Source organism: Nostoc sp. UIC 10890, from assembly GCF_054786515.1.
Genome location: NZ_JBSGKF010000001.1, coordinates 5,614,885 through 5,631,539, shown reverse-complemented (window position 1 = coordinate 5,631,539; position 16,655 = coordinate 5,614,885). Strand labels below are relative to the sequence as shown.

Below are 16,655 nucleotides of genomic sequence, written 5' to 3'. Positions count from 1 at the left end.
GTTAGGTGAGACTTATGCAACTGCTATCTTTGAGGAATGGCTTTTTGGCGTTAACCTTGACTGCGATCGCTTCAGGCGGTGGGTTAATCACAGGCTGCGCCAGTACTGCTTCCCAGAACCAAGGCCAAGCGCCAGAAGCAACCACCAGCAATGCTAATGACAAGCAGATGATGAACCACGGTGGTGGCATGAATCACAGCATGGGAATGGATTTAGGCCCAGCCGATGCTAACTTTGATTTACGGTTTATCGACGCTATGATACCGCATCATCAAGGGGCTGTGGAAATGGCTAAAGAAGCGCAGCAGAAATCAAAACGCCCTGAAATTAAAAAACTAGCAGACGATATCATCAAATCGCAAAACCAAGAAATCACTCAGATGAAGCAGTGGCGACAAGCTTGGTATCCCAGCGCCGGAGATAAACCAATGGCTTATAGCAGTCAAATGGGTCACATGATGGAGATGTCATCCGACCAAATGCAAGCTATGATGATGAGCCAAGACTTAGGTGCAGCTGATGCTGAATTTGATCTGCGCTTTATCAATGCGATGATTCCTCACCATGAAGGCGCTGTAACAATGGCAAAAGATGTCTTGAGTAAATCTAAGCGCCCTGAAGTCAAGCAATTAGCCCAAGAAATTATCAACGCACAAAATACAGAAATTAAGCAAATGCAGCAGTGGCGAAAAACTTGGTATAACAAGTGATCGCATTGCCAAAAATCTTTGTTTGCGACTCAACTAACCATTTTGGTAGGTTCTGGTGCATCATAGTGTTTGCTTGCTGGGAACTGCGATTATCTACGACTTTTCCAGTATCCAGGTTCTCGACTACAATGCATCACTGCTAGGACAAGAATATAGTCTTGCTCAATCGTGTAAAGAATTCCATACGGAAACTTGCGTGTCATGCATCGTCGAACATCTTCATCAATCTCAACGTAGCGAGTAGGGGATTCTCTAATCCGATAAATTGTATCCTCAATTGTATTGATAAATGCCTGCGCTACCTCAGTACGCTGTTCTGCGTAATATTGAACGGCATTAGCATATTCTGTGAGAGCTTCAGGATGAAATACATACCTCATTGCTGAAGTAACTGCCTCACCTGAGCCAAAGCTTCTTCTCCAGGAATTGATTGTACAGAACCGTCCCGAATTTCATCTCGTCGTTTCTTTGCTTCAGTAGTCCAAGCTGTTTGAATGGTTGGATCGGTTCCAAATTCTAGGCTTTCGACTAACTTCTCTGCCAACAGTGCCCTAGACACGTCAGGAAGAGATAATAGCTCTTCTGTCAGTTCCTCAATTGATCTCATAACTCCTCGAAAAGTTGACAAACTTTACTACATAGTTTATCAAAAATCCAAACTCAACGAGTGTAACAACTAATAAACTCTCGAAACACCCATCTCCAGATTCTATATTTCTCTTTGTAATATCCACCGACCTTTGCCCACAGAGGATTTTTCTAGGATTGCATAAAAAACTTTATTAAATTTTGAAAATATACCAATAATTATCCGTTTATTTACTTAATTCGTTCTAAATATATAGAAACTTTCTCCATAACATCTCTTTTTGGGCAAAATATAAACTTTTTCCGTATACAGACCCCGTTTAAGGAAACAAGATACAAAATTTACGTGTAATTCACCCTGATATTTAGAACTTTTGCGAATATCATTCACTAGCGCTACTCGACTCTATCGATAGCTGTACAGACACGCTCCTAACTCCTTCTTTGCTTATGCTATACAAACCTCCTCAACAAAAGCTGTTGAGATGGATTGCATTGTTCCTAGTTGGAACATTTCTGCAATTGTTGTTTTACATCCCGACACCAGTCTTATCCCAAAATTCCAATAGCTGTAGCAATATTACACTCCCACTCACATCTGAAGAACAAACTTATGCTCGTTCGGCTTGGCAGTATTTTGTCAAAAATTATCAGCCAGCAACAGGATTTACTAATTCTACTGGGGGTTATCCTTCCGGTACACTCTGGGATATGGGTAACTACTTGATGGCGTTGAATGCTGCACGCTGGTTGAATCTTACTGACCAAGCAGACTTTGATTCCCGCCTCAATAAGTTTTTGACGACCCTTAGCGGCTTGAAGTTGTTTGAGGATGCCTTGCCAAATAAAGTCTATAATGCAGCCACCGCACAGATGGTTGATTATGGTAATAATCCACTGGAGCGCGGTCTTGGTTGGTCTGCTTTGGATATCGGGCGAATACTGGCTGCCTTTGATGTTATTCGCACCTGTCATCCTCAATATAATGATTGGCTCAAAGGAATTGTAGCAAAGTGGCAAGTGGCGCGATCGCTCAAAGATGGACAACTTTTTGGCGCTACTGTTCTCTCAGACAACAAAACGTTACTGGTGCAAGAAGGACGACTCGGCTACGAAGAATACGCCGCTAGGGGTTATCAACTCTGGGGTTTCTCTGCACCCAAGGCTATTGCTTTAGAACCCTTTAAGTTAGTCGAAATTAATGGTGTGCAAATTCCCGTTGATACCCGTGACTTTCAAAGCACTAACGCTAATAATTATGTTGTGAGTGAGTCTTATATCCTTGATGGGATTGAATTTGGCTTCCAAGGTGAATTAGCTGATTTTGCTGCCAGGGTTTTAGATGTCCAAAAACGGCGTTTTGATACCACAGGTCAGTTAACTGCGGTTACAGAAGATAATATCGACCAACCACCTTATTTTCTCTACAACACCGTCTATGCAAATGGTGTAAATTGGGCAACTATTACCGATGCCAATCAGCCTTACCCACAGTTTCGCAGCATCAGTACAAAAGCTGCTTTTGGTTGGCACTATCTGTTTCCAGATAATGCATACAGCCAAAAACTTTTTGATGCAGTCAAGGATCTCCGCAGTCCTGATGATGGTGGTTACTATGCTGGTATCTATGAAGAATCAAAACAACCCAACAAGGCTTTGACAGGTAATACTAATGGGTTAATTTTGGAGATTTTATACTACAAATCTAAGGGAAATCACCCTTTAATTGCTTCCAATTCTGCAAGTGTCTCTACTGGCAAGCCCAGTGAAAATGCTTCTGCTGCAAAACCCTCAAATCAACCGAATTCTACTGTTACAACCCCGATCGCAACCCCTGCGGATACTTCTAAACCTACAGAAGTGGCCGTTGCACCTATCCCACCAGTGGATAGTCCCCAATCGTCATCTAACCTAAAACTAGATCGACCACTGACGGTTATTGAACGGCGTTATGCGGAAGCGGCTTGGCGATACTTTCAAGCAAATTATCACTCCAAGAGTGGGCTGATAGACGATCGCAGTGATTTCAAAGGCGCAACTTTTTGGGGATTAGGAGATTATCTCGCAGCCCTCCATGCAGTGCGATCGCTCGATATAATTACCCCTAAAGAATTTGATCAGCGCACCCGACATCTTTTAGCAGCTTTGACAAAGTTACCGTTATTTGCCGGAGAATTGCCGAGTCGGGGTTATGATACGCGATCGCTGCAACCAGTAGATTATGGTGGAAATCCAGCCCCAGAAGGAAACGGTTGGTCAGCTTTAGATTTAGGCAGAATGCTGGCAGCCCTTTACAACTTAAAAAGCTGTCATCCAGAATATACGGCTGCTGTAGATAAAATTGTCCTGGATTGGTCATACTTGCGTGTGGTGCGCGAAGGTATTCTTTCCAGTGCCACTGTTACCAAAGCGCAAGATGGGCGATATCTTACCCGCGTCAACCCTGAAACCCGCTTGGGTTATGAGGAATATGCCGCTCGTGCTTTTCAACTATGGGGATTTAATGTTGATGGTTCTGCTGTTGGAGGTGAATATCAAACTGCCTCAGTGGAGGGATTGAAAGTCCCAATTCAACGCCATCGCACAGATACTAACTCCAAAGTTAACCAATACACAGTTAGCAATCCTTTTGTACTCTATGCACTGGAGTTTGGATTAGATCCACAAATGCGATCGCTCTTTGAGCCAATTTTCCAGGCGCAAGCTGAACGTTACCGTCGCACCGGCACCCTCACAGCCTCAGCTACCACCTTGATTGATCGTAAACCTTACACTGTTCACAGCACAATTACTGGACAGGGAGAGTCTTGGGTGGCTTTAGGAGACGATAGTCAACCAGTACCAAAAGGGCGATTGGTAAGTACAGCAGTCGCTTTTGCTTATCATGCCCTGCTTCCAGAAAACAAGTACAGTCAACAATTACTCCAAGGAACGACTGACTTATACAATCCATTAGCTGGATTTTATGAGGGCTTCTACGAAACCACAGGTAAAACAGCAGTTGGTTTCACCAGCAGCACCAACAGTATGATTTTGCAATCCTTGCTATACAAACTGATGAATCGGCAACCCCTGATTCGTCCGACGAACACCATGAAATCTCCTTGGTGGCAGGCTGTTGCTCAAGGAGATTCTGGGCGGGGTCTACCCAATACTGCCAAACAAAGAACCAGGTTAATTTCTGATATTTCTGGAAGTTACTGGGTTTCAGGTAGCTAAGGGACTTCCAAAAAAAATACTCAACTACTTCTTGTGGGGTGGGCGACACGAGCGCCCGTAGGCAAAGGCGGGCGAGATAGCATTGGTGTCAACTTAAGCTAAAACCTCGTTTCCAGCCAGAGGCTGGAAATGCTCCTCCTAGCGGCTCTGCCGCCAATGAAAAGTGCTGAGTGCTGAGTTGGTAAAAGAGGCGGAGCCTCTAGGACGGCATTCCCAGTCTGAGACTGGGAACGAGGTAAAAACCTTTTTTCTTTCCCCTTTAACCGAACTGTATTTTCCCCACATCTTCACCCTACTCAGTAATGTCGAGTAATAGGCTGTTAGTAATGAATTCAACTAGGGAATACTTATTTTGAGGGTATCCAGATAATTTAAATGGAGATGACAGAGATAACAAATGTGATTTTGCAATCGGTAATTGTGATAGATGCAAGAGTCACAAACCTATCCAGTAACTCTTTATCTTGTCTACGAGAGGCTGCATTAACACAATCCAAAATCTAAAATCTAAAATCTAAAATTATAGTAAGATGACTTCAGTTTCTATTAATGAAAACTCCGCAAATTTTTCCGGCAACAGTCGCTCGTCACTCAAAAAAAGAACCCTATTATTTCGATATCTAGCAGAAATAAATTTAATTTTTGGTATCTGGTATTTGCAATGGCGCATCACCCATTCCATCAATTTTGATGCGCTCTGGATTTCGATTCCTTTGCTAATCGCAGAAATTTATAGCTATTTCGGTGGCGTGATGTTTGTGATTGGATTGTGGCGTCCCTTAGTTCGACAGATTAAGTCTCTCGACCAAATGATCCCACCTATACCCAAATCCACCTGGCCAACAGTAGATGTGTTTATAACGTGCTACAACGAGCCACCGGAAATTGTAGAAGAAACTGCCAAAGCTGCTCTGGCAATGGATTATCCACCAATAAAGTTACGCGTTTATGTGTTGGATGATGGTAATTCACCTGCGATGCGAGCGATGACAGAAAGATTGTGTATTGAGGATTTGCAGTCGCCACAACTACAGCTAGAAGCGGAACGGATTGATGCAGAACACTGTTGTTTGTTGGAGCGTCTGAAGCAACTGGAAAATCTGACATCTAAGACTCAAGCCGCTGAACAATGGCTGCAAGCATCATCAGAATCAGTGGTTGACGAGTCTGCTGCTGGATTTGTGCAAAGTTTGCGATCGCTTATACTTTGGCTACCTCCAGAACATCATACTATTCGCGATCGCCTAATTACCGAACGCAAAGCCTTAGAAGAAGCGATTCGCAAGAAAGAACTAGAACTAGTTGAACTCGCTCGTTTTCACTATATTGCTCGTCCCAAACCAGCTGGTGTACCCCACCACGCTAAAGCGGGTAATCTCAATTACGCGATTTTTTCTGGAGAAACTTCAGGACAGTTTATTCTTACCCTAGATGCTGACCATATTCCCAAAGCCCAATTTATTAAGCGAGTTCTGCCTTATTTTTACACCTATAATCTTTTCACAGGAGAATACGACCAGAATCAAATTGCTTTTGTTCAGACTCGCCAGGATTTTTACAATATTCCTCCGGGCGATCCCTTTGGGCATCGAGCAAATTTATTTTATGGGCCACTTCAACAAGGCAAAGATGGCATGAATGCCGCTTTTTATACAGGCACAAATGCGATTCTGAGGCGGGAAGCATTGATTAGTGTTGGACTACAACATTTTGCTGATGAGTTTGCCAAAGATGAAAAACGTTTAGATGAATTTCAATTAATTGGTGGTGTATCTAGTAACAGTATTACAGAAGATATGAATACCGCTATGCGTCTGCATGGTGCTGGATGGAAATCTATTTATCACAATGAACTTTTGGCAGAAGGTTTAGCACCAGATGACCTGAGTTCTACTTTGAAACAGCGGCTACGCTGGGCACAAGGAACTATTCAAGTACTACTGAGAGAAAATCCGCTCACCAAATCAGGGCTAACGTTTTGGCAAAGATTGCACTATTTCAAGACGATGTATAGCTATTTTTCTGGTTTTGCAACTCTGGTTTTTATTTCTTGCCCAATTATCTATTTTTTTACAGAGATTATTCCAGTTAAAACCTACGGCCCTGACTTTGCTCTACACTTTTTTCCAGCTTTTATTATCAACAGGCTGACTTTTATCGCAGCTACCTGGGGCATTCCAGCTAGAGAAGTTTGGCGATCGGAACAATACGCGATCGCTTTATTTCCCTTATTAATCCAAGCCGTATGGAGTGTGTTCACAGGACAAAAACTCAATTTCCAAGTAACACCCAAGCAACGGCAATCTGGGATTTATCTCCGGCTAGTTTGGCCACAGGTGGTTATCTTTGTACTGACCATCTTGGGAATATTATGGAGTCTTTACCAATTAGCGATCGGTCATCTGAATTATCCTGGGGTTCACTTCCTCAATGGTGCATGGGCTATCTATAACTTATTGCTTTTATCAGCCATCATCCGCGCCTCTGTTTGGCAACCTCCAAAAGAGGTCTAAGAGGTTGTTTGAAAAGTCCAAATTATTACTCGCCTCTGCGACTAGATGTCGCTACTACACATACAAAACCCGCCTACGCGGGTTATCAAACTAGATTTTCTGCTAGTCCACGCAGGTGGACTTAGCCTGTGTAGTAGCGAATTATATTCGCCCAAAACTTATCGCCGATATTCGTCGCCGCAATCGCCTATTAGCTGGTACAAATCGCGTGATTGGCGAGATACTGCATTGATGCGATCGCGATCGTCTGTATCTAAACTAAAACTAAATACTTTGGCGTTATCTTCTATATGTTCAGAGACACCAAGTCTTGCACCAACTATCACACCGCCCACCGTTGGTTGATCTAAAATATAACGCACTGCCACGTTGGAAATGCTTACACCATGTTTATTAGCAATTTCTTTGAGGATAGCTAGCAATTCTTGAAATAATTGCCAACCACCCCAAGCATCGATCATATTTTTATATTTTTTCAGACTAGCAGTGGAGAGATCAAATCCTCGCGGTTCCGGTTTCCCCAAATAGTTTTCTGATAACAAACCGCCACACACTGTACCGTAAGTAAAAAGCTTTATGTCATGCTGTTGACAAAACTCCACCATATTAACTTCAGGACGGCGATCAACTAGGGAAAATTGCACTTGGTTAGAAACAATTTTAATACCTGCTTCAGTAATAATCTTCAAGTTTTCCGTATCAAAATTAGTTAAACCTAGATGCTTTATTTTACCTTCAGTCTGAAGTTCCGCCATATATTTGAGAGCATCCAGATAATTTTTATCCTGATATTCCCACCAGTGAAATTGCATCAAATCTAACGATTCCACATTCATCCTTCTCAGGGAAATATCAATATTTTCCTCAACCAGTTTTTTCGTCATTTTGCCTGGACGAGGTACCCATTTCGTAAAGGCTTGCACCTGAGATAAAGCATCTTTACCACGAGTATCAATTAGTTGGCAGCGAAACTCACCAATAAAGTCTTCTGCTGGGCCATAATGGTCTGCTAAATCCCAAGTGATAAAGCCTGCATCTAAGTATTTGAACATAGTCTCAATAGCGGCATTGGGATTGATCCGTCCGTGTGCGCCAGAGACTTGCCACATCCCATTTAATATGCGGCAGATGTTCAAATCAGGAGTAAATTGGAGACGGCTAGCTGCGGGTAAGTTCATTTTCAATTTATGAGTGAAAAGTAGGAATGGCAAGACTTAAGAATTACTAATAGATAAATCATAACTGATAATTCATAATTCCTAACTTCTAACGTACAGACCCGATTAATCGGGTCTGTAGTTTTTAACGCCAGCCTTTTTCAGCTTGTTCGAGAACATAAGCAGCAACGTCTTGAATTTGCTGTTCAGTGAGACGCTCTTTGTAAGCTGACATATTATTTTTACCATTGGTTACTATGGATGTAACAGCCTCAATTGAATCCATACCATACTTTTTCAGGGCTTGCTTTTTGAGATTTTTCCCTCGCCGAATTATGTTGCTACCGTTAATATGACAACCAGCACAATGAACACTAAATATTTGTTCACCGTTAACTGTATCTGCTGCACTAGCAGGCAAAGTAAAAGTACTGATTAATAACAAAATTGTTACTAATACTAATCTGAGTAACTTTTTCAATTAATTTCTCCCGATTTTGACATACTGGTTGCAAGTATTAAGTGTAAGAACCAATACTAGAGGGATTCAAAATCTGTTGTAAATCCAGCAAAATTTGCACAATCTTCTTGAAAGGCTTCTGCATCGCTAACATCCTCAATTTTATAGGACATGATCCGCGTACCATCTGGCATTTTTTTGGAACCAATTAATTCACCTTGATATTTCTCTGCGATCGCTTTAAATTCAACACCATAAATCTTCCAGGCATCGCCCGAACAAGTAATATTTACTTGCCACATATTTTACTCTCAATTACTACCACTAAATATTCATCATCTCACAAATGGGCAACATCTTACACATCACCTCTTTGGGATTGCAATTTTCTATCTAAAGGCAGTGCCAAGCCTGATCGGGCTACGCCATAATGTGGATGTAGGAACACTTCTAGAAACTTTTATCCCAATTAGTTAAACTCCAAGAGTTGAAAATGCCTAACAATATCAAACAACAAATTCAAGCAGACCTGCAACAAGCTAAAGAAACTGGACAATTAAGAACTGAGCGAATTCGAGAAATTGTCAAATCCGCAGTTTCTCAAGTATCGTCTGAGTTTAAACAAGGTTCTAGTGAAGTTCGTAGCATTGTTAAAGATGCAGTCTCTGCTGTCATTGAAAACTTCCAAGAAAAAGGTAGCGAACTCAAAGATGAAGTAACAGCTTCCATTGAAGGAGCGCTGGAAGGGATTAATAGCAAAAGGCACGAAAGCATTGCTCAAACTCAAACAGATATCAAGCGGCTACAGGCTCAACTGGATGGTGAAGAAGAACAACTCCAGCAAGAGGTTGATGTAATTTTGGCAGAGATTGAAGAGACGGGTAGGGAAAAACCAGCTAGTACCAAAACTGCAATTGATTCTGCTGTCAATGCCATTAAAGATAGTGAAGAAGTCGGATTGTTAAAGAAACGTTACGCGCAACTGCAAGCGCAGCTAGCCATTGTCCGAGCTAATATGGCTGCACGCTATGGCGGACGTAATATGGAGGTTCAAGATTATCTAGACGAGGCTAAACACTGGTATGATAAAGCTCGTCCCCAAGCTGAGTCTGTAGCTGTACAGGTAGGACAGAAGCGATCGCAGCTAGAAGATAAACTGGGTGAAGCTGGTACATCTCTAGCAAGAAAAGAGCGCCAAATCAAACAGACTTTAAGAGAGTTACTCCTAACTGCCGCTGACTTATTCAAAGATAAGGAACCTGTTGATAAAGAGCGGGAGACTATTCATAAATAGACTAGATTCCTTTTTGACGAAAATCATGTTTTTGTAGGGGTGTAGGCAATGTCTGCACCCCTACAAATGTATTTATAATATAACTGACTCAATGCCGAAAATCTGGATTACCTTGTTTTTTGCAGGGTTTACTCATAAATAGTATCAACACCACTGGGTTTTGGCTTAAGTTCAATAGCCGTAAATTAAATTCTCCAACTGTCGGGTTAAAAATCGAGCAAATGTCTTATGGATTGGCTAATCTCAATTGATATATTTCACCTTGGGGATTGGATTCTTGCCCAAAGTCCAACTCCTACACCATTACCAACACCTGCCAAAAATGTTAATGATATTGAATTACTCAAAAGCCAGTTGGAATTTCTCAAGGCAACAAATGGTCAATTGAGTGAAAGTTTTAACAAATTTGTGGGTGCGATGCAATTTACTTTAGTAGTATTTGCATTTTTAGGTGGATTTTTAGCCTATGTATTTGGCAAAAACTTAGACGATGCTAAAAAAATTGCTAGCCAGGTAATTCGTCAGGAAATTGATAATAAAGTTGCTGATTTAATAAAATCAGAAGTCGCAACAGTTACGCGAACTTTGCAACGTGAAAGGGTGATAGCTTCGACAGTTGTAGATTATTACTTGCCTAGCAATGATCTAGAGACTAATGATTGTAAGCTGTTGCAAAAACGAGGCTTTCAAAAAGTTAGGTTTTGGAATCAGAGAAGACAACCTAAAAATCCAATAGGTGATGTTTTTATACTGGATTTAATAAATTCTAATCTGCTTTCAGGACAAGAATTCGCTGGGCTTTCTGATACTGATGCAACTAACAAACGGGAAGAAAAAGTTAAAGAGCAAGTGGATTTAGTACTGAATTGGCTGGAAAAATCAACCGTTCTCGTAATTTATGTTAAGGGAAGGTATAGAGAAATTGATAATTTAGCAACGCGAGTTGATTACTATTACGTTTCAGCAAATGCACCTGTGAGTTTAATGGGAATTGTTACAGATTCTGCTTACGTTGCTCATGGTGAAAAGAATTAGGTTTGACTCTATTATTACTAATTTTCACACTTTAAAGGGGTTTGAACTTAGAGGATGTTTGAAAAATCCTCTTGTCAGTATCAAAAATTTTATATCCCCCTAAATCCCCCGATAAATTGGGGGACTTTGATTCCGGTTCCCCCCTTTTTTTATTTACTCGCTTGCCGAGGCACTCAGCACTGAGTGGGTAAATAATACTCAATTTATTCATGTTGACTTCAATGATGGGAAACGAGTTCTAGTTTGGCAGCATGGTAATAAAGCAATACAGTTCAGATAAGACCAAAACACTTGTCTTGACGGCGATTTATCGCGTCTCGAAAACCCACAATTTTGTACAATTAGCCCCTTAACCCAAGCGTATTGGGCTATAGGACTCATATTTGATTTTTGAACAAAATTCAGTACATATTTATTCCCTCTTCCCAGTCCCTTACCTCTACAAGTGATTCTCCAAATCAAAGACGCTCGTTCGCGTAGCGTGTCGTAGACAAGACTCGCTACCGCTTCGCTATCGGATTGCTATATATGTAGAGATATTGCATACCAAGCCTTTGCTTGAGTTACTCGCCTAAACCCTTCTAGAATGAAAACTATTGTAGGGAATTTTATTAATAAACTTGTTTTTATTGTGGGAGGTATGATGAGCCGTCCAATAATTCTTGGTATTGTCGGCGACAGCGCGGCTGGGAAAACAACACTAACGCGAGGAATCGCTCAGGTACTCGGCCCAGAAAATGTTACGCTCATTTGTACAGATGATTATCACCGTTACGATCGCCAACAACGTGCAGAAATTGGCATCACTGCCCTCCACCCGGACTGCAATCACTTAGATATTATGCAGCAACATCTGTCGTTGCTACGCACGGGACAACCAATTCTGAAGCCAGTTTATAGCCATAAAACCGGCACATTTGAGCCACCGCAGTATATCAAGCCGAATAAATTCGTGATTATTGAGGGATTACTCGGTTATTCGACTCGTGCGGCTCGTGACTCTTACGATGTGAAAGTTTACCTTGCACCCCCAGAAGAACTACGCGCTAAGTGGAAAGTTAAGCGAGACACCCAAAAGCGCGGCTACACGGCTGAACAGGTATTAGCGGAACTAGAAAAGCGTGAACCAGACTCATCACAATTTATCCGTCCGCAGCGGCAATGGTCTGATATAGTCATTAGTTTTTATCCACCCACCGGAGAAGATGATGAAACCAATGGCCATTTAAATGTCCGTCTGGTACTTCGCCCGACAATTCCCCACCCAGATTTTACTGAGATTGTCAACTCTGGCTATGGTAATTCTGACTCAGCAATCCGTTTGGGGCTAGACAGGGATATGAGTAAGCCTGTGGATGTCTTAGAAGTTGATGGTCATGCAACCTTAGAACAGGTAAATAAGCTAGAGCATATTATTTGTTCTGATATGCCCCATTTACGAAGTATTTGCGATCGCGAAAGTAATCCAGAACTGGGTAAAATTGCAGGTACAACTGGAGAAACACTGCAAAGTTATCCTCTGGCTTTGACTCAGTTGATTATTACCTACCACATGCTAAAAGCAACGCAAACTTATCAGTAATCAGCGAAGATGGAGGATTAAGGAGTTTGCGATCGCGTGCAATGTTAGATTGTTGAATTATGCGAACGCACTATTAGTCTGTCAAGTTTTAATTGATGGGTAAGCAAGTTCGTAGTGAGGACTTTAGTCCTTATTTTCTAAGCACTAAAGTGCTTACTACAAACCCTCAAAACTATCTTGACAAAGTAATATAATTATGATTTTAAACTCAGATGCTCATGATTGTGACTTGACGGGAGCTTGCAGCAATTCAATATCTCTAATCTGAAGAATACCACTACTCTCAAATTGCACACTGATTTGAATTTTGGAAGCATTCGCTTCTTTTTTAAAATAGGCACGCACTTTGTAAGGCTGAAAATTTTCCGTTGGTGAAACTCCTGTACCCCATGAAATTGCTTTCATTCCGCTCGATTCTGGTGGTCTAGCTACACCCAAACTTACTGCAATTGATTCTTCTGTATTCAGCGCTTTCGCATTAAATTGACAAGCAAGAACACACTCTTGGACATCGGGTTCTGCAACTTCAAACAAGATGACTTTTCGCAAAGGATCTGTACTATTAGTTAGAAAGCGCTGAGTATTATCGTCATAAGCTTCAATTTGCCAACTTTCTCCGACAATTGCAATGCCTCCTTTTGTCACAGTGGAATCGGCAGGTGTGAATCGACGAATCAGCACAAATGGCTCTGCGGGTTCGGGAATAGCAAAGGGTTTTTCTAGCTCCTTAAGGGTTTCCTTAGCTTTAGAGAGAATAAAACTTGTCAGATTGTTGAATAGCTCGTCAAACATAGCGTAGTTTACCCCCTAAATTAGATTATTTTTAGTATTTCCTTTGAAATAGTAGCCTTTTGTCATATTTGGGCGTTCTAGATATTGCTCATGATTGTTACTTTACAGGCGCTTGCAACAATTCAATATTTTTAATTTGAAGAATGCCACTACTCTCAAATTGCACGCCTATTTGAACTGTGGCAACATCTGCTTCTTTTTTAAAATAGGCACGCGCTTCGTAAGGCTGAAAATCTTCCGTTAGTAAAACTTCTGTTGGCCAGAAGTGTCTCCATGTACCCCACTGTCCCGTTCTCCGAAAACCTAAACTAACTTTAATTGGTTTTTCTGTGTTTAGCGCTTTGGCGTTAAATTGACAAGCAAGAACACACTCTTGGACATCGGGTTCTGCAACTTCAAATAAGATGACATTTCGCAAAGGATCTGCACTATTCGTAAAAAAGCTCTGATTATTATCGTCATAAGCTTCAATTTGCCAACTTTCTCCCACAATTGCAATACATCCCTTTGTCACCGTAGAATCGACAGGTGTGAATCGACGAATCAGCACAAATGGCTCTGCGGGTTCGGGAACGCCGAAGCGTTTTTGCAGATCGTTACCGACTTCTTGAATTTTAGAGTCAATAAAACCTTTCAGATTGTTGAATAAATCATCGAACATAGCGATCGCCTAAATCATCTTATTTTTAGTGTTCCCTTTGAAGGTTGCAAATGAGATTACCCATAGAAACTGACCAAGGTTAAAGATTTTCTCAAATAAAGATGTTTTTGAGAGCAAACAAGGGATAAATAAAGATAGTTACATCTTTAGTGACTATTTTCTTAGTTTCCTATGACCTATTGCCTCAGAATTGCTGACTTACCTACAAATGAGCGTCCGCGTGAGCGATTAATGACACATGGTGCAAAAATTTTAGCCACAGCGGAGTTAATCGCAATTCTTCTAGGCACCGGTCAAGGGCCAGGAAAACTATCTGCTGTGGGTTTGGGACAATATATCTTGAGCGAATTAGGCAAACACCAACGTGATCCTTTGGCAGTTCTGCGAGAAGTTAGTCCTGCTGAGTTGATGCAAATTCCTGGTGTTGGCCCAGCGAAGGCGACAAGTATTTTAGCAGCAATTGAATTGGGTAAACGCGCTTTTCAATCTCGTCCCAATGATGGCACATTAATTGATAGCCCACTTGCTGCTGCTGCTACCCTCAGTCAAGATTTGATGTGGCAGACACAAGAACGTTTTGCAGTGGTGCTGTTAGATGTCAAGAATCGCTTATTGGGTACGCAGGTAATTACTATTGGCACAGCAACCGAAACCCTAGCCTCTCCCCGTGATATTTTTCGAGAAGTTATTCGTCAAGGCGCAACGCGGGTAATAGTTGCTCACAACCATCCTTCTGGGAACCTTGAACCCAGCCAGGAAGATATAGAATTGACGCGTCAGTTGTTAGCAGGGGCGCAGCTTTTGGGCATTCCAGTACTAGATCATCTGATTTTGGGAAATGGCAATCATCAAAGTTTGCGGGAACTAACAACCTTGTGGGATGAGCATCCACAGGGAGATTAAAATAATTCGTAATTCCTAATGGGCTACGCCCCGCTACGCTAACGTAATTCGTAATTAAAGACCAAAATACTTGTAGAGACGGCGATTTATCGCGTCTCAAAAACCCACAATTTTTTACAATTAGTCCTTAACCCAAGCGTATTGAATTAAAGATTTGTGAGGATTATAGGGACTGACAAGAAATAAATTATCCATCTTGTGGGGTGGGTGTCTCGCCATTGGTGTCAACTTAACGTGAGTTCGACAAGTCTTATTTGGCCTCTCCCCCAACCCCTCTCCGACACGGAGAGGGGAGCAAAAAGCTGAATTTTTCGTTGCTCCTCCCTTTCCGTTTCGGAGAGGGAGGTTGGGAGGGAGAGGTTCATCGAACTCACGTCAACTTAACGCGAAACCGCACGTCCGCCAGGGATTGTAAATCCCTGTCTCATAGCTAAAGTCCTCTGAAGAGGACTAAAGATTGCAAAAATTTTCAGTCTACTTCAGTAGACTTGAGCAATTAGTCAGGGATTTACAATCCCTGGGGGGTGAACAACACCCAATCAGTACGCTATTTTTGGCAAAAGTAGACACCAGTGGCTTTTCGGCCCATCCCACAAGAAAATTTGGGATGTTTTTTTATTTGTCAGTCCCGTAAGCCGCAGATCCCGGACTTCTTTAAGAAGTCCGGGATCTTGTTTCTGCGCGTTTGATTTAGGATTGCGATGGTAAAACTTATTTGCTTTCCTGCATATTTCTGACTAGTTTAGTCACTAGCTTTCTGGGAGTAAATCTTACAGATTCAGCAAGGAGCTTATTTTTAATTCCAGGAACGACAACAGTTTTGTTTTCTAATAGACCACGATAGCCGATTTGGGCTACTGTTTCCGCAGTCATAATTTTTTGACCGCTTACTAGCTTTGAGTCTTCCATTGCGGCTCTTTGTTGAAAACCAGATTCGGTAGGCCCTGGACAAAGCGCTGTTACAGAAACACCTGTATCTTCTAACTCATTTGCGATCGCTTCTGTGAACGATAATACATAGGCTTTACTAGCGTAGTATACTGCCATCAGCGGCCCTGGTTGAAAAGCAGCAGTCGAAGCCACATTTAATATTTTTCCAGACCCCCGCTTAACCATACCCTTAAGAAATAGCTTGGTTAAATGTGTGAGACATAAAACATTAACCTGTAGCATTTGCATTTCAGCATTCAGGTCAATTTCGTTAAATAATCCGTAGGTAGCAAACCCAGCATTGTTTACCAGCACGTCAACCCTGATAGATGCTTGTTCTAGCTCAGTGAAAATTTCTTCTGGGGCTGATGGATTTGATAAATCCTTGGAAATAACTTTGGCAACAATGCCAAATTTATTTTTAAATTCATCGGCGATTTTATTCAGCTTGTCCACGCTTCTAGCTACCAACACCAAATTGTAACCATCTTGAGCAAATAACTTTGCAAATTCATAACCGATGCCACCAGATGCACCAGTAATAAGAGCCGTTTGTTTGCGATTACTCTGCATAGTTTTTTCTTTGTTAACAGCTTAAAAAATGAATCATTAGTTATTAGCTATTATTAACCTAACGCTCTTGAACCTTAATGATTCTCTCTTCACAATAATTAAAAAGCGCTAATTAATTTAAACTAATCACTGACTACACAACAAGCATTCCGCACACTACTACTTACAGCAGATTTAAAATTAGTGAAGTACACAAGCTAAGTCTTAAAGCCAGATATTTTACTTCTGTTAGCGCAGC

General features: G+C 41.5%; 15 protein-coding genes. 7 read left to right on the top strand and 8 right to left on the bottom strand.

The features are described from left to right. The first annotated feature begins 14 nt into the window (after positions 1–14). Positions 15–710 (top strand): DUF305 domain-containing protein, encoded by a 696-nt coding sequence (locus ACWATR_RS23395; RefSeq protein ID WP_460337701.1) that lies wholly within the window; start codon positions 15–17, stop codon positions 708–710. An 89-nt stretch (positions 711–799) separates the two neighbouring features. Here ACWATR_RS23395 and ACWATR_RS23390 read toward each other — a convergent pair whose 3' ends face one another. Then, positions 800–1,090, bottom strand: coding sequence for a type II toxin-antitoxin system RelE/ParE family toxin (locus tag ACWATR_RS23390; protein ID WP_460337698.1), 291 nt, complete (start codon positions 1,088–1,090; stop codon positions 800–802). Continuing rightward, positions 1,087–1,317 (bottom strand): addiction module protein, encoded by a 231-nt coding sequence (locus tag ACWATR_RS23385; RefSeq protein ID WP_334850497.1) that lies wholly within the window; start codon positions 1,315–1,317, stop codon positions 1,087–1,089. The genes ACWATR_RS23390 and ACWATR_RS23385 overlap by 4 nt, the downstream gene beginning before the upstream one ends. 431 nt (positions 1,318–1,748) lie before the next feature. Between ACWATR_RS23385 and ACWATR_RS23380 the strand changes: the two genes are divergently transcribed. Together ACWATR_RS23380 and ACWATR_RS23375 are read left to right on the top strand one after the other, a co-directional pair. Beyond that, positions 1,749–4,517, top strand: coding sequence for a DUF3131 domain-containing protein (locus ACWATR_RS23380; protein ID WP_460337695.1), 2,769 nt, complete (start codon positions 1,749–1,751; stop codon positions 4,515–4,517). Positions 4,518–5,047: 530 nt separating this feature from the next. Then, positions 5,048–7,030, top strand: a complete 1,983-nt coding sequence (locus tag ACWATR_RS23375) for a glycosyltransferase (protein WP_460337692.1) — start codon at positions 5,048–5,050, stop codon at positions 7,028–7,030. 158 nt (positions 7,031–7,188) lie between these two features. On the opposite strand, the gene ACWATR_RS23370 is transcribed toward ACWATR_RS23375, so the two are convergent. From ACWATR_RS23370 to ACWATR_RS23360, 3 genes are all read right to left on the bottom strand, one after another. Further along, positions 7,189–8,208, bottom strand: coding sequence for an aldo/keto reductase (locus ACWATR_RS23370; protein ID WP_460337690.1), 1,020 nt, complete (start codon positions 8,206–8,208; stop codon positions 7,189–7,191). A 124-nt stretch (positions 8,209–8,332) separates the two neighbouring features. Then, positions 8,333–8,668 (bottom strand): cytochrome c6 PetJ, encoded by a 336-nt coding sequence (gene petJ, locus ACWATR_RS23365; protein ID WP_460337685.1) that lies wholly within the window; start codon positions 8,666–8,668, stop codon positions 8,333–8,335. Positions 8,669–8,724: 56 nt separating this feature from the next. Continuing rightward, positions 8,725–8,949, bottom strand: coding sequence for a hypothetical protein (locus ACWATR_RS23360; protein ID WP_460337682.1), 225 nt, complete (start codon positions 8,947–8,949; stop codon positions 8,725–8,727). A gap of 191 nt (positions 8,950–9,140) precedes the next feature. Here ACWATR_RS23360 and ACWATR_RS23355 point away from each other — a divergent pair, with 191 nt between their 5' ends. The 3 genes from ACWATR_RS23355 to ACWATR_RS23345 all read left to right on the top strand — a co-directional run bounded on the left by ACWATR_RS23355 (position 9,141) and on the right by ACWATR_RS23345 (position 12,558). Then, complete coding sequence (locus tag ACWATR_RS23355; RefSeq protein ID WP_460337679.1) at positions 9,141–9,941, top strand: histidine kinase; 801 nt, start codon at positions 9,141–9,143, stop codon at positions 9,939–9,941. Positions 9,942–10,169: 228 nt separating this feature from the next. Beyond that, entirely contained in the window at positions 10,170–10,976 is an 807-nt protein-coding gene (locus ACWATR_RS23350) for a hypothetical protein (RefSeq protein ID WP_460337676.1), read from the top strand. 643 nt (positions 10,977–11,619) lie between these two features. Continuing rightward, positions 11,620–12,558, top strand: coding sequence for a phosphoribulokinase (locus ACWATR_RS23345; protein WP_460340625.1), 939 nt, complete (start codon positions 11,620–11,622; stop codon positions 12,556–12,558). A gap of 216 nt (positions 12,559–12,774) precedes the next feature. Here the strand turns inward: ACWATR_RS23345 and ACWATR_RS23340 are convergent, their stop codons facing one another. Both ACWATR_RS23340 and ACWATR_RS23335 read right to left on the bottom strand, forming a co-directional pair. Continuing rightward, complete coding sequence (locus ACWATR_RS23340; RefSeq protein WP_460337673.1) at positions 12,775–13,350, bottom strand: hypothetical protein; 576 nt, start codon at positions 13,348–13,350, stop codon at positions 12,775–12,777. Between the two features lie 97 nt (positions 13,351–13,447). Further along, positions 13,448–14,011, bottom strand: a complete 564-nt coding sequence (locus tag ACWATR_RS23335; RefSeq protein ID WP_460337671.1) for a hypothetical protein — start codon at positions 14,009–14,011, stop codon at positions 13,448–13,450. A gap of 171 nt (positions 14,012–14,182) precedes the next feature. Here ACWATR_RS23335 and radC point away from each other — a divergent pair, with 171 nt between their 5' ends. Next, positions 14,183–14,914 (top strand): RadC family protein, encoded by a 732-nt coding sequence (gene radC, locus ACWATR_RS23330; protein WP_460337668.1) that lies wholly within the window; start codon positions 14,183–14,185, stop codon positions 14,912–14,914. A gap of 711 nt (positions 14,915–15,625) precedes the next feature. On the opposite strand, the gene ACWATR_RS23325 is transcribed toward radC, so the two are convergent. Then, positions 15,626–16,417 carry an SDR family NAD(P)-dependent oxidoreductase gene (locus tag ACWATR_RS23325; protein WP_435025516.1) on the bottom strand — a complete coding sequence of 264 codons (792 nt, stop codon included), beginning with the start codon at positions 16,415–16,417 and terminating at the stop codon, positions 15,626–15,628. Positions 16,418–16,655 lie beyond the last annotated feature (238 nt).